Below are 13,447 nucleotides of genomic sequence, written 5' to 3'. Positions count from 1 at the left end.
ATCACTTCTCAGGAGGCACGACGGGAAGCAGTATGTACGCTGGTTTGTCCGGTGCTATGTGCACCGTGTTCTTTCCGTTGAAGACTTCGGGTGGGCGATTGCGCGGATCGTCGTGGATGAACGGTCCGCATCCGGTGAGTTCGTTCTTGAAGCTCTTGATGCGTCCGCCGCTTCCACCGGGATAAACGTAATCTTTGCCGCGCACGCTGACCGCGATGCGATAACCGCGCGGCAACACGATCGACGTCGGCCACACTTCGACGTCGAGCTCGACCGGTTCGCCCGGCTTGAGCGGCTCTTCTTTCTCGTGGGTATGAAACGGACGGTACTCGCGCGAGAGCTTGGGGTCGAGTTTGCGGTGCGACGAGCGCAGCCAGCCCTGCGAGAGCGGTGCATGCGGATCGATTGCACCTTGAAAGACCACTTCTTCACCGCTCGGCGCGAAGGCGCGCAATACGATGAACACGTCGGCATCTTTCGTCGACGAAGAGAGCCACAGCTTGGCGGCGCTCGGGCCGGTGATTTCGATTGGTTCGCTGAGCGGTTCCGTCACGAACGTCAGGCCGTCACCGAATCCGCTGTACGAAATGTCACCGCCGGCTTTGGGTGCGTCCTTTGACAGCGTTCTGCCATCGGGATGGAGATAGAACTTCGTCCAGCGCGTGCGCGCGATCGGCCACTCGTCTTCGTAGCGTCCTTCGAAATGGTCGATGTGACGCACGTTGAGGTGAACGCGACGTTCCCGATCCCAACCGTTCTGCTCGCCTTTGAGGAAGTAATCGAAGAACCGCTTCTGAAGCATGCGGCCGTAGTCGGTATAGAAATGCGTCCAGTGCTCGATGCCGTGCAGCTCGAGCCACTTCTGTTCCGATGCCGCACGCACGAACGCTTCCGTGTTCCCGCGCAGATGTAAACCTTGGCCGCCCCAATTGCCCGCCGATAGGAACGGCACTTTCAACCTTTCCCAAACCGGCGTGCGCGCTTCGTGATAGTCGTCGGCAAGCGGATGCGCAAGCACGTCGCCGCCGAGATCGCAGCGATTCTTTGCAAGCTCGGCTTCGGATAGCGTCACATCGCCGCAAGCCGGCTTGCCGGTGACGGCACTGCGCGCCCCGTTTTCGCCAAGTCCGTACTGCACGGTCTTGACCTGCATGTCGAACCAATTGGCAAGGAACGTCGAGAGAATGCCGCCGTGGTACGAAAACTCACGATAGAAATCCGATGCGCCTTCCCACGCGCACATCGCGGCAAGATGTTTGGGTTGTTCGAGCGTCGCGACCATCCACTGATTCATCGCGTAGTACGAGATGCCGTTCAGGCCGACTTTCCCGTTTGACCACGGCTGTGTGCCCGACCACTCGATGCACGCCGCAAAATCTTTGGTCTCGCGCGGCGACCACGGCTCGATGAAACCGGGCGAGGAACCCGCACCGCGCGAATCGACGCGCACGCATGCGTAACCATCCGGACACCATTTCTCCGGATCGACGACTTCCCAACTCTGATAGCGGTTGCTCGAATTCGCAGCGACGTCCGGATGTTTGTCGACCATCCGGTTCCACTGATCCGGGTAACCTTCTTGAAATAACAAGCCCTTGGCGTACGGCCCATAGCTCAAGATGACCGGATACTTGCCCTCTTCGAGCGGAAGAAAAATGTCGGCTCGCACCACGGTTCCGTCTTCCATGGTGATGGGGACGTCGAATTGCGCGCGTACGACTTCCGATGCGACGACATTGCGCTTCACTGCGAGACCAATTTAAGGAGAACGCCGTTCGCACCCTTTGGCGACGCGAAGAGAGAGGTGGGCGGGGTATTCTCCCGCCCACCTGCCGGCTTAGGCTGTGATCGGCACTCGCTTCGCAGCATTCGGCGTCGTCGTAGGTAATGTGATCGTCAAAACACCGTCTTGAAGTCGCGCCGAAACTTTGTCGGCGTCGATCTCCGCGGGCAGCATGATCGTCCGTTTGAAATCACGGCGCTCGAATTCCGATTGGTAGATTTGTCCCTTCAAACGCTCTTCGACAGCTTGACGTTCGGAGGAACCTGAAATGGTGCAACGATTGTCGCGGCAATCGATCTCGATCTCGTCCCGTTTGAAACCTGGGATCATCGCTTCGATCACATAACTATCTTCCCGTTCGTAGACCTCGATCGGAGGAAACGATCCCCCGTCGAGTGCGTCATACGTCGATGCACCTCCGAGTAATGTACTCGCCATCCTGCGCATCGTGCGAATCTGATCGACGAGTGGATCGAAACCGCCGATACCATTTTCTGAAACTCTCTGCGGCCAATTGTTGTGCACGCGCAAACTATCACCGTTCGTTCTCTTGGTGAGTGTTGCCATTGTTATAGACCTCGAATAGAGAAAGGGGCTGTCGATACCTCACCGATACGCCGATAGCGAGGCTTTGTCAAACGAGGGTTAGTCTACAAACGCACCCTGAAACGAACGACGAGCTAGCTTATCGCACCGGTTAGCATGTCGAGCGCTTTGTCCATCATCGCGATACGCGGATCGCTGTCGATGTCGTAGCGTTTCGCGACTTCGGCCATCGATGTGTACGCGACGAACGTCATGCCGCCGTCGTCCCACACGATGATCTTGAGCGGAAGCTCGAGCGCGAAGAGCGGGTGCGCATCCATCAGCGGCGTGCCGCCTTTCGGATTCCCGAAGATGATGAGCGACGTCGGGCGCAGTTTCATGCCTACGCCCGCCGCCGCTTTGGCTTGATCGATCGTGTCGAAGACAGTGTTCCCCGCGTCGGTGATCGCTTTCGATAGACGCGCGATCGTCTCCGCGTAGCTATACTTGCTCTCTTTTTCCACTATTGGCAGGCGTTGCAGGCTGGAGAAGCGCGGCCATAGGCTGGACGTGCGATGTATTGCGCGGGCGGCCACGTCCAGAATTGCGAGACCTTCGGATACGTCCGAATCACTGTGTTTTGCAACGTACCGTTTTTTTCTTCAACCTTACGGATGTAGACGTTCTCGATTGGGTTTCCGTACGAGTCCATCTCGATCGGTCCGCGTGGCGCGTCGGGAATGGAATTGCTTCGAATCGCTTTGATCAGCGCCGCCGCATCCGACGTGTTGCCGTGCGCTTTTGCAAGGCCTTTGTCCAAGAACTCGGCGCCAACGTATCCGCCCTCGCCATAGTATCCGGGACGATGTCCCCATGCTTTCGTGTAGCGCGCCACGAACGATTTGTTCGCGGGCGTGTCGAGCGCAGCACTGTAGTGAAGCGCGTCCACGATGCCGGCTGCTGCCGGGCCTTCTTGATCGAGCGTGCTCTCGTCGGTCGCATTGCCCTGACACACGACCGGAATCTTGATGCCGAACTCCTTGTACTGCTGCATGAAATTGATTGCGGTCTGACCCGAGAAGCTGCACATGATCACGTCGACGTCACGCGGCAGCGCTGAAAGATATGACGAGAAATCGGTCGTCGTGATCGGCGTCCAGATTTGTTTTGTGATCTTGCCGCCGTCGGTCATGAACACGTCGGCGAAGCCTTGAATCGACTGCCAGCCAAAATTGAAGTCGTAGGCAATCGTCGCGGCTTTGCGATAGCCGAGCACCTTGTACGCGTAGTCGCCGAGCACGTGCGTCGTTTGGCTGCTCGTCCAACCCGTACGCGCGATGTAGTCGCTGGGCTTTCGTTGAGTGAGATCGTCATCGGAAACGATCGGCCAGACCGTCGGGAGCTTATGCTCTTCGATGTACGGCACGACCGCCGCGCCGACGTTGGCTGCGACCGGTCCGAAGAGCACGTCGATGTGTTCTTGCTCGACGAGCCGCCGCAGCTGCGTGACGCCGTTTTGCGGAACGTTCGTATCGTCCGCGTAGACCAAATCGACTTTGCGTCCGCCGAGCTCGTTGTTGTGCTCGCGCAGATACAGTTCGAGGCCTTCCTTCGTGTAATTTCCGAGTGCGGCGAAACCGCCGGTCAACGGGAGCATGACCCCAAGGCGTAGCGGCGCAGCTTGACTGTGCGCGGCCCGCATCGGGACGAATGTGACAAACGCAAGCGTGAGTGCCGCAAACATTGCGGCCGTGCGTCGATTCATCGCGAGCTACTCCTTTGGCGGAACGATCGGTAAGAGAACGTATGAAGGATTAGCAGCTGTCGTGTGAAGGGTGGTCTTTCCCCCAAAGACCTCAGGTGCGCGATCGCGCGGATCGTCGTGGAGGAACGGTCCTGAACCGCGCATCTCGTTTTTGAAGTTCGAGAGCCGGCCACCGCTGACTCCCGAATACTCGTAGTCTTTGCCGAGCAACGATAGCCCGATGCGATAGCCCGGGGGCAACACGATGCACGTCGGCCAGATCTCGATGTCGAGATCGGCGATCTCTCCGTTACGCAGCGGACGCAACGCGTCATGGGGATGCCAAGGACGATACGGCGTGCTATGCTGCGGATCGCGCTTGCGGTGCGAAACCCGCAGCCAGCCTTGCGCAAGCGGTGTGTGCGGATCGATTGCGCCTTGAAAGACGACTTCGTCGCCGCTCGGCGAGAACGCACGCAGGACCGCGAAGACGTCGGCGTCGTTCGTTGACGATGACAAGAACAGCTTGAGTCCAGTCGGTCCGGTGATCTCGGTATCGTCGCTCAGCGGTTCCGAGAGGAACGTTACGCCGGCGCCGAGGGCCTCATATGTGAGCGTTGCGTCTGCGACCGGCTCGCGGCTAAGCGTGCGTGCATCCAGATCGAGATAGAATTTCGTCCACTGCGTGCGCGCAAGCGGCCACTCGTTTTCACCGCGCTCAACAAACTTGTCGAGGTGCCGAACCTGCATGCGAACGCGGGGCTCGTCCTTCCACGCCGTGTCGTCGCCTTTGAGAAAGCGCGCAAAGAACCGCTTCTGCAAATCGATACCGTAATCGGTGTAGAACTCGGTCCAATGCTCGAGACCGTGCAGCTCGAGCCACTTCTGCTCGGATGCGATCTGCAGAAAGCCCTCGACGTTGCCACGCAAATGCAAACCGTGACCGCCCCAATTTCCGGCTGACATCAAAGGCACGGTTATTTTCGAGAAATCGGCCTGTCTCTTTGAATAGAACTCGTCGATCAGCTGATGCTCGTAGTGTGCTTGCCCAATGTCGATGCGATTCTTCGCAAGCTCTTCGTCGGTCAACGTCTCTGGACCGCAGACCAGATCACCCGTGATTGAACTGCGCGCTCCCCGTTCGCCGAGACCGTGCTGCACGGTCTTGACTTGCATGTCGTACCAATGCTGACGGAACGTGCACAGAATGCCGCCGTGCCGCGATTGCTCTCGATAGATGTCCGACGAGCCTTCCCATACGCAGCAGGCTGCGAGGTGCGGCGGATTCTTCGCGGCGACTTGCCACTGGTTGCTTGCGTAGTACGAGATGCCGTTCATCCCGACTTTGCCGCTCGACCACGGCTGCACGCCCGCCCATTCGATGGCTTGATAGACGTCTTCGATTTCGCGCGCGGAGCGAGGATCGAGATAACCCGGCGACCGACCCGCACCACGTGAATCGATACGCAAGCACGCGTAGCCGTCGGGGACCCAACGCTCGGGGTCGACGACCTCCCAGTTCATGTACTTCCCGCTCGAGTTTGCGAGCACTTCGGGATGCGCGCCGGTCAGTCGCTCCCAGGCTGAGACGTAGCCTTCCTTAAACGAGAGGCCCTTCGCATATGGCCCGTAGCTCAGGATGACCGGGTGACGTCCCTCGGTCGGTCGGAACAGATCCGCGCGTAAGACGACGCCGTCGTCCATCACGATGGGGATGTCCCAATCGATCTTCATTCCGTCGCGTAGTTCGCTGCGCTCGTTTTCAGCCAACATTGGCTCACCTTTTCAAGCCTTCTATGCAAGCCCCTACGAATCGAAGCAGCGAGGGAAACGGGGCTCGAACTAAACTTTCGCCGCCTCGACCGAAGGGAAGATCTCGATGACCTTGTCGACGCGAGTGACTTCTAGGATTCGACGGATCTTGTCCTGATGACCGACTACCAGACGCAGCTTTCCTTGCGTCGATTGCTGCAAACGGAAGAGCACCGAGATTCCGGTTGAGTCGATATATTCGCAGCGGGAAAGATCGAGGATCACGCGCGGCGCGTCGTGCACCTGCTGGAGCGCGGCGCTAAAATCGGGCGTCGTGAAGATGTCGATGTCGCCGACTACCTCGACGAGATGTTGGGACGCCTCGGTATGATGCGCGACGGAAAACGGCGTCCGGGGCGGATTCATGCTTGCTTCCCTGTTCCCTTAAATGGCATTATGCCGACGTGATGCATGTAATCGACGGCCGCGAGACGCCGAGCGCCGACGGACGCACGTTTGAAGTCCGCAATCCGTCGACCGGAGCCCTGGTTGGCCGCGCGGCCGAGGGTAGCGGGGCGGAGATCGCGCGTGCGGTCGATGCGGCACAGCGGGCGTTCGACGATGGGCGCTGGAGCCGCATCTCGGTGAGCGAACGCTATCGCGTGCTCAACCGGCTTGCGCAAATGCTAGAGGACGCGCTGCCGTCGCTTGCCATGCTCGAATCGACATGTACGGGACGTCCGCTGCGCGAGATGAGCGCCCAGCTTTCCCGCCTCCCAGAATACTATCGCTACTTTGCGGCGGTCGCGCGCACCGCCGAAGACACGATCACGCCCTTCGAGGGGCCGTACCTCAGCTACGTGCGGCGCGTGCCGCTTGGCGTCGTCGGGCAAATCACGCCGTGGAATCACCCGCTGCTGATTCTGACGAAGAAACTCGCGCCTGCGCTCGCGGCCGGAAACACCGTCGTCGTCAAACCGTCGGAATACACGCCGCTAACGACGCTCGAGCTTGCGAAGATGGCGCTCGAGGCCGGAGTGCCCGCGGGTGTCTTCAACGTCGTTACCGGATTCGGCGGTGAAGCCGGACGCGCGCTCTCGTCGCACGCGGGTCTTGCGAAGCTCGACCTGACGGGCGGCACCGAAACGGGGCGCGTCGTCGCGCAAACGGCCGGCGCCAATCTCGTTCGGGTCAACTGCGAGCTCGGCGGAAAAGCGCCGGTGATCGTCTTGCCGGATGCCGATCTCGAGAAAGCTGCCGCAGGCGCGATCTTTGCGGCATTCATCGCGACGGGTCAAACGTGTATTGCGGGAGCGCGCGTTCTGGTCCACGAGAGTCAAGCGCAGGATCTGATCGAACGCATGGTTGCGCGCGCCGTGTCGCTACGCTTGGGTGATCCGCTGCTCCCCGAAACGCAGCTGGGGCCGCTCGTTTCCGAGCGTCAGCTGCAGCGCACCGAAGAGTACGTCGCGATCGGAAAAAAAGAAGGCGCGGAGCTTGAGTGCGGCGGCAAACGTGCGACAAGCGGCGTGCTCGGCAAGGGCTTCTTCTACGAGCCGACGATTTTCGCGGACGTGCGCTCGTCGATGCGGATTGCACAAGACGAAATTTTCGGACCTGTCACCTGCGTGCTCGCCTACGAGAATCTCGACGAGGCCGTGCGGATCGCAAACGACATTCCGTTCGGACTCGGCGCGTCGATCTGGACGTCGGACGCAGCCAAAGGCATGAAACTCTCGGAGCGGCTCAACTGCGGCATCGTGTGGATCAACGATCACCATCGCATCGATCCGGCAATGCCGTGGGGTGGCACGAAAGCCAGCGGTATGGGACGCGAATCAGGAATCGAAGGCTATCGCGAGTACACGCAAACCAAAAGCATCGTCGTCAACCTCGACGAGCCGGTCGACTGGTACGCGACAAACGAAACGCTGCGGTTAAGTTAACTCCTTGTCATCCCGAGCGAAGCAGCGCGATCCCTCGACTACGGGATGACAAAGTATTTTCCTCGCGCGCCGAAATCGGACGTGCGCCCGACGATCGAGCTAGCGCTTCGGGCCGCGGCTGTTGCCGCCGCCTGGATTTGATCCGCCGCGTCCGCCGCCCGGTCGGGGACGGCGGCGTGGACCGCGACCTTGCGCCGCCGTATCTCCGGAGCGCGGCGGCCCGCCTGGCTGACGTTGCGGAAGCCCAGGTCGCAGCGGACGCGGGGGAAGTGGACGCGGCGCCGGCGGCGCGTCACCACCAAATTCAAGTTGTCCGCTCGACTCGAGCCGTCCGAGCAACAGATGGTAATACAACATCCCGCGTTGATCGCCGAGTGCGTCGAGTATCGGCCCGACGCTGACGTTCGGATCGCCGGAAAGATCGCTGAGCGCGCGCGCAACGCCCGAATCTTCCATCGGAAAGACATCGAGCCGCCCGAGTCCACGCAAGCAAATCACGGCGGCCGTCCATGGCCCGATGCCACGCAGCACGATCAGGCGCTGCAGCACTTCGTTCGTCGACATTGCCTCGAGCTCGGACTCTTGCAGCGTGCCGTTGAGCAGCGCATCCGCATTCGTGTTCAGCGCAAGCTCTTTGCCTTCGGAAATTCCGAGCGAACGGAGCTGTTTACTTTTCGCCGCGAGCCAATCTTCGGGCGTAAAGAATGGATGGTACTTGCGACCTTGATGCTCGATCGGTTTCGTCAGATGCTCGACGACACGACGTAAGATCGCGGAGGCGGCATGAATGCTGACCTGTTGGAAGATGATCGCATTGACGATCGCTTCCCAAAGCGTTGGATAGCGTGGCGGTTTGATGCCGCGCATGCGCGTCGCGATTGCGTCGAGCCACGGAATCGCTTTGACCGAGCGATAGAACGGCCGCAGATCGTATTCGGGCTGCAGCATCCGCATGGTCAGCGCCGCCGGATCAAAATCGGCCGTTCCGAGCGTCCGCACGTCGAGCGGGGAGTCACGCTTTGCTTGCCGGACCACCACCAGCGCCCCGCGGTGCGCACGGATGAAACCGTCTTGCGCGCTGAACGTGTCGACGACATTCGTCGAGAGGCGCCGCAGCGCGTTTGCGGTGAGGTCGAGCCGGAAAGGAGCGCGAACCGGAACAGTTGCCATGCTAGCTGCCTACATCGAATACTGGCGCGTATCGCTGCTCACGATCGTCGAGTACCGTGCGAATTTTTTCATGTGGGGCATCTTTACGGTTGTCTATCATGGCGTTGCGCTGGTTGCGCTTTGGGCTACGCTGACCCAATTCCCGTCGATGAATGGGTGGGACTTCCGGCAGATGGCGTTCTTGTATGCCCTTTGGATGATGGGGCACGGGCTGCATAACATGCTCTTCTTCAAAGTCGGCGACGTCCCGGTCCTTATCCGCGAGGGCAATTTTGACCGTTTTCTCGTGCGCCCGATCGATGCGCTGGTTCAAGCCATGATCGCGCCGAGTCAATTCAACCTCGTCCCCGACGAGTTAATCTTGGCGCTGATTTTCCTCGGCTTCGCCATCCCCTACTCGCAGGTCCACGTCGACGCGCTGCTGATCGCGTACATTCCGCTTATCGCCCTCGGCGGCGCACTGATCGACTTCGGACTCAACTTGACGATCGCCGCCGCTTCATTTTGGTTCGTTCGCGTCGATTCGCTGCGCTGGATGCTCATGTCACTCGAACAAGATTTCACGCGCTATCCGCTCAGCATCTACAACAAATCCGTAAAGCTGGTTCTCGCGTTCGTCGTCCCGTTCGCATTCATGAATTACTTCCCGGCCACATATTTTCTGGGGAAGAGTGACGGCGCGCTCCACCTGAATCCGGCCGTCGGGCTGCTGACGCCCGTCGTCGGCGTCGTGGTCACGGTACTGGCTTACGGATTTTGGCGGATCGGGCTCAATCGCTACACGGGAACCGGGTCCTAGACAGCGCGAACCTTCGCGCCATGCAGAGAATCGTTCGCGCTTGCGCCATCTTCATGTTGCTCGTCATGGCGCCGGTGTGCGCGCAGAGCGACGATCCGTTCCTGTGGCTCGAGGATAAAGACGGCGCGCGAGCCATGACGTGGGTGCGCGAGCAGAACGCGAAGACGCTCGCCGTTCTCGAAGCCGATCCGCACTACGCGCGAAATTATGCGGACGCGCTCGCGATCGCACAGACGAAAGACCGCATTCCACTTCCGGCGATTCTGGACGGCAGCATCTACAATCTCTGGCAGGACGCATCGCACGTGCAAGGCATCTGGCGGCGCACGTCAGCGGCCAGCTACGCCACGAAAGCCCCGGCCTGGAAGACGATGCTCGACCTAGATGCGCTCTCCAAGAAAGAGCACATGCACTGGGTTTGGGAGGGCGCAACATGCGAGCCGCAATTCGAACAGCGCTGCATCCTGCAACTCTCGAACGGCGGTGAAGACGCGCAGACGCTGCGCGAGTTCGATCTCGCGACGGACAGCTTCGTTCCCGGTGGTTTCACGCTGCCGCGTGGCAAGCAATGGGCTAGCTGGCTCGATCCCAATACGCTCCTGGCCGCTCGCGAGTGGAAACCCGGTCAACTGACCACGTCCGGTTATCCCTACATTCTCAAGCGACTCCGGCGTGGTGCGCCGCTTTCGAGCGCGATCGAAGTTTTTCGGGGAGCCCGCACGGACGTCTCCGTTTCCTCGACGCGCTACCTCGACGGCGCCGGCAACAGCGTAACTACCGTCGATCGTGCGGTCGACTTTTTCTCGACGCAACACTACATCATGACGGCGCACGGGCTCAAGCGACTCGATCTTCCCCTCAAGTCCGATATTAACGGCCTCGTCGCTGGTCAGCTGCTCGTTACGCTGAAGCAGCCGTTCGCTAAGCGCGGCGTGAGGTATCCGCAGGGCGCTTTGATCGCGCTTGCGCTGAGCGCTGCACTCGCGCACCCGGAAGATTCTCATCCCAAGCTCGTTTACGCACCGGGGCCGCGTGATACGCTCGACACCGTCGGCGTCACGAAATCGGCCGTAGCGCTCATGACGTATCACAACGTCCGTGGGCGCGCGCTCGTCTTGACGCCGACGGCAAGCGGCTGGCGCCGGCAGGCGCTCGACCTTCCGGATAACTCCTCGATCGATCTCGTCACCAGCACACAGCGAAGCAACGATTTCTACGTCCGGGTAACGAGCTTCGTCAAACCGACGCAGCTCTACGCCGGCAATGCATCATCTGCGACGGTCGCGCTCGCAAAAGCGTTGCCGCCGCAGTTCAACGCCTCAAATGACGTCGTCGAGCAGCACCAGGCTGCCTCCAAAGACGGAACGCAGATTCCGTACTTCATCGTCCATCCGAAGACCATGGCGCTTGACGGTACCAATCCGACCGTGATCAATGCCTACGGCGGGTTCGGCATTTCCTCGACACCGTTTTATTCCGGAATCATCGGCAAGCTCTGGCTCCAACATGGCGGTGTCTTCGTTCTCGCGAACATTCGCGGTGGCGGAGAATTCGGGCCGGCCTGGCACGACGCGGGATTGAAGACGCATCGGCAGCGCATCTACGACGATTTCTATGCCGTCGCGCAAGATCTCGTCACACGCAAGATCACGACGCCGCGTCGATTGGGCATCGTCGGCGGCTCGAACGGTGGTCTTCTAATGGGTGTGGAGTTCGTGCAACATCCCGATATGTGGCATGCGGTCGACATCGAGGTTCCGCTACTCGACATGCTGCGCTACGAACAAATTCAAGCCGGCGCCTCGTGGGTCGGCGAGTACGGTAGCGTTTCCGATCCGGCGGTCCGTGCGTTTTGGGAAAAGACCTCGCCGTACCAGAATCTGAAAGACGACGTCACGTATCCCGAGCCGTTCGTGTGGACGACGACGAAAGACGATCGCGTCGGCCCGCAGCACGCTCGAAAGTTTGCTGCGAAGCTCGAGTCGATGAACAAACCGGTTCTCTATTACGAAGTCATCGAGGGCGGTCACGCATCCGGCGCGAATTTGAAAGAACGAGCCAGAACCGACGCGCTCGAGTGGACCTATTTCACAATGAAGCTCATAGAATGATCGAATGCTTGCGCGACGAGCCTTTCTAACACTCGGCGGTTGCGGCGCGCTGGCGCTGCTTCCGCACCGGCTCGCGGCGCAACCGCGTCTTTCAGTGGCATACCTCGATGCCATTCCGGGATATATCTCCGTGCACGCTCGGACGATGGCAAACGAACCGCCAATCGTTGCCTATCACGACGGCGATCCGTACCCGACGGCCTCGACGATAAAGGTTCTCATCATGACGACGGCGTTTCGCTGGATGGACGCCGGCAAGATCAAGCCGTCGACGCCGGTGCCGATCAGCGCCGCCGACATGGTCGGCGGATCGGAGACCTACGGCAGCGCCGTCCCCGGCACGACGTATCCGCTCATGTCGCTGATCAACGCGATGATCAAACAGAGCGACAATACGGCTTCGAATGCGCTGATCTCGCACTTCGGCTTCGCGGCGATCAATGCGACGACGGTGCCGGCCGGTATGACGAGCACGCATTTGCGAAGGCATTTCCTTGACTGGGCCGCAATCGTCGCGCACAACGAGAACGTCTCGACTGCGCGCGATATGGCAGCGCTGCTCTATGAGATCGAACGCGGCTCACGCGAAGGTCTCGACACGATCGCGAAATCCGATTCGTGCCGCGCGATGATTCAAATCATGCTCGGACAAGAGGACCGCAACAAGATTCCGGCCGGCCTTCCGCCGGGAACGCAAGTCGCCAACAAAACCGGCGAGATCACGGGCGTGCGCAGCGACGTTGCAATCGTCGAACCGTTCGGCGAGACGCCGTACATTCTCGTCGTCATGACGAAAGAACTGCGCGACTACTCCGCGGGAATCAGCGCGATCCGCCGCGTCGCGCGTGACGTCAACCGCACGGTCAACGCGAAATACGGCCTGACGTAACCTCATTGTCATCCCGAGCGTAGGCGCACGCAGTGCGCCGTAGTCGAGGGAGCGTCACGATCATCAACGTTGCCGCGGTCCCTCGACTACGCGCCTCCGGCGCTACGCTCGGGATGACAAGGGGCGCTACTCTACCGTTACCGTCTCCATGACGTCGCCTTTGCGGATCTGATCGACGACGTCCATTCCTTCGGTTACCTCACCGAAGACGGTGTAATTCTTGTCGAGGAAGTGCGCTTCGTCGAGCGTGATGTAGAATTGCGAGCCGGCTGAGTTCGGATTGCTCGAGCGTGCCATCGCGACGGCGCCGCGGTGATGCGGGTTGTCGTTGAATTCAGCATCGAGGTGGTAGCCGGGACCGCCCGTGCCGTCACCGTTGGGGTCGCCTCCCTGGATAACAAAGCCGGGCTCATGCCGGTGGAAATTCAGGCCGTCGTAAAATCCGGCGCGCGAGAGCTTAATGAAGGCCGCGCTGTGCAGTGGGGCATCATCGGCGAAGAATTTGAAGACGATATCACCTTTTGGCGTCTTGATACGGACGTGAGCAGTACGCGCTTCGTCGCGAAGCGCCCAGAGTTCGTCGCCGGTTGGCGCTGTATGAGCTGGCATAGCCGCCTCTTTGCCTCAAACTGGGAACTTCCGCCCGCACCGTATGCTGGGCCGCCAAGCGAGCGTACCCTTCTTCCCAGGCCACACAGCGTGTTTGAATTGCATGCCTTTCTCGGAAA

Annotated in this window: 12 protein-coding genes; 4 read left to right on the top strand and 8 right to left on the bottom strand. The window is 60.1% G+C overall.

The window, feature by feature from the left end:
• Position 1 precedes the first annotated feature (1 nt).
• The 6 genes from VGG22_12710 to VGG22_12685 all read right to left on the bottom strand — a co-directional run bounded on the left by VGG22_12710 (position 2) and on the right by VGG22_12685 (position 6,230).
• A complete protein-coding gene (locus VGG22_12710; GenBank protein ID HEY1729231.1) occupies positions 2-1,747 on the bottom strand; it encodes a CocE/NonD family hydrolase in 1,746 nt (581 codons plus the stop codon).
• A gap of 90 nt (positions 1,748-1,837) precedes the next feature.
• Entirely contained in the window at positions 1,838-2,350 is a 513-nt protein-coding gene (locus tag VGG22_12705; protein HEY1729230.1) for an Hsp20/alpha crystallin family protein, read from the bottom strand.
• A gap of 113 nt (positions 2,351-2,463) precedes the next feature.
• The gene (locus tag VGG22_12700) at positions 2,464-2,832 is read right to left on the bottom strand and encodes a DUF302 domain-containing protein (protein ID HEY1729229.1); all 369 of its coding nucleotides are present in this window, start codon (positions 2,830-2,832) and stop codon (positions 2,464-2,466) included.
• Positions 2,832-4,073: an ABC transporter substrate-binding protein gene (locus VGG22_12695; GenBank protein HEY1729228.1), complete on the bottom strand. Its 1,242-nt coding sequence runs from the start codon at positions 4,071-4,073 to the stop codon at positions 2,832-2,834. The genes VGG22_12700 and VGG22_12695 overlap by 1 nt, the downstream gene beginning before the upstream one ends.
• Positions 4,074-4,079: 6 nt before the next feature.
• The gene (locus VGG22_12690; GenBank protein HEY1729227.1) at positions 4,080-5,825 is read right to left on the bottom strand and encodes a CocE/NonD family hydrolase; all 1,746 of its coding nucleotides are present in this window, start codon (positions 5,823-5,825) and stop codon (positions 4,080-4,082) included.
• A 69-nt stretch (positions 5,826-5,894) separates the two neighbouring features.
• The gene (locus tag VGG22_12685; protein HEY1729226.1) at positions 5,895-6,230 is read right to left on the bottom strand and encodes an STAS domain-containing protein; all 336 of its coding nucleotides are present in this window, start codon (positions 6,228-6,230) and stop codon (positions 5,895-5,897) included.
• 41 nt (positions 6,231-6,271) lie between these two features.
• Here VGG22_12685 and VGG22_12680 point away from each other — a divergent pair, with 41 nt between their 5' ends.
• The gene (locus tag VGG22_12680; GenBank protein ID HEY1729225.1) at positions 6,272-7,750 is read left to right on the top strand and encodes an aldehyde dehydrogenase; all 1,479 of its coding nucleotides are present in this window, start codon (positions 6,272-6,274) and stop codon (positions 7,748-7,750) included.
• A 99-nt stretch (positions 7,751-7,849) separates the two neighbouring features.
• On the opposite strand, the gene VGG22_12675 is transcribed toward VGG22_12680, so the two are convergent.
• A complete protein-coding gene (locus VGG22_12675) occupies positions 7,850-8,920 on the bottom strand; it encodes a hypothetical protein (protein ID HEY1729224.1) in 1,071 nt (356 codons plus the stop codon).
• On the opposite strand from VGG22_12675, the gene VGG22_12670 reads away from it, so the two are divergent.
• From VGG22_12670 to VGG22_12660, 3 genes are read left to right on the top strand one after another with little or no spacing between them, the layout of a single operon-like run.
• Positions 8,919-9,719, top strand: a complete 801-nt coding sequence (locus VGG22_12670; protein ID HEY1729223.1) for an ABC-2 family transporter protein — start codon at positions 8,919-8,921, stop codon at positions 9,717-9,719. The genes VGG22_12675 and VGG22_12670 overlap by 2 nt on opposite strands.
• A gap of 20 nt (positions 9,720-9,739) precedes the next feature.
• Positions 9,740-11,830 (top strand): prolyl oligopeptidase family serine peptidase, encoded by a 2,091-nt coding sequence (locus VGG22_12665; protein ID HEY1729222.1) that lies wholly within the window; start codon positions 9,740-9,742, stop codon positions 11,828-11,830.
• Between the two features lie 4 nt (positions 11,831-11,834).
• Positions 11,835-12,719 carry a serine hydrolase gene (locus VGG22_12660; protein HEY1729221.1) on the top strand — a complete coding sequence of 295 codons (885 nt, stop codon included), beginning with the start codon at positions 11,835-11,837 and terminating at the stop codon, positions 12,717-12,719.
• 126 nt (positions 12,720-12,845) lie between these two features.
• On the opposite strand, the gene VGG22_12655 is transcribed toward VGG22_12660, so the two are convergent.
• Complete coding sequence (locus VGG22_12655) at positions 12,846-13,328, bottom strand: peptidylprolyl isomerase (GenBank protein HEY1729220.1); 483 nt, start codon at positions 13,326-13,328, stop codon at positions 12,846-12,848.
• Positions 13,329-13,447: the final 119 nt, after the last annotated feature.

This window comes from Candidatus Baltobacteraceae bacterium, assembly GCA_036489885.1.
Taxonomy (GTDB): Bacteria; Vulcanimicrobiota; Vulcanimicrobiia; order Vulcanimicrobiales; family Vulcanimicrobiaceae; genus JAFAMS01.
Note: the sequence above shows the minus strand (reverse complement) of the source record. Positions and strands in the feature narration are given on the sequence as shown.

Excerpts from the sequence above, each read along its gene's own strand:
- VGG22_12660 (HEY1729221.1), top strand. The coding sequence starts at position 11,835 with ATGCTTGCGCGACGAGCCTTTCTAACACTCGGCGGTTGCGGCGCGCTG.
- VGG22_12680 (HEY1729225.1), top strand. The coding sequence starts at position 6,272 with ATGCATGTAATCGACGGCCGCGAGACGCCGAGCGCCGACGGACGCACG.
- VGG22_12685 (HEY1729226.1), bottom strand. The coding sequence starts at position 6,230 with ATGAATCCGCCCCGGACGCCGTTTTCCGTCGCGCATCATACCGAGGCG.
- VGG22_12670 (HEY1729223.1), top strand. The coding sequence starts at position 8,919 with ATGCTAGCTGCCTACATCGAATACTGGCGCGTATCGCTGCTCACGATC.
- VGG22_12665 (HEY1729222.1), top strand. The coding sequence starts at position 9,740 with ATGCAGAGAATCGTTCGCGCTTGCGCCATCTTCATGTTGCTCGTCATG.
- VGG22_12690 (HEY1729227.1), bottom strand. The coding sequence starts at position 5,825 with ATGTTGGCTGAAAACGAGCGCAGCGAACTACGCGACGGAATGAAGATC.
- VGG22_12705 (HEY1729230.1), bottom strand. The coding sequence starts at position 2,350 with ATGGCAACACTCACCAAGAGAACGAACGGTGATAGTTTGCGCGTGCAC.
- VGG22_12675 (HEY1729224.1), bottom strand. The coding sequence starts at position 8,920 with ATGGCAACTGTTCCGGTTCGCGCTCCTTTCCGGCTCGACCTCACCGCA.
- VGG22_12695 (HEY1729228.1), bottom strand. The coding sequence starts at position 4,073 with ATGAATCGACGCACGGCCGCAATGTTTGCGGCACTCACGCTTGCGTTT.
- VGG22_12655 (HEY1729220.1), bottom strand. The coding sequence starts at position 13,328 with ATGCCAGCTCATACAGCGCCAACCGGCGACGAACTCTGGGCGCTTCGC.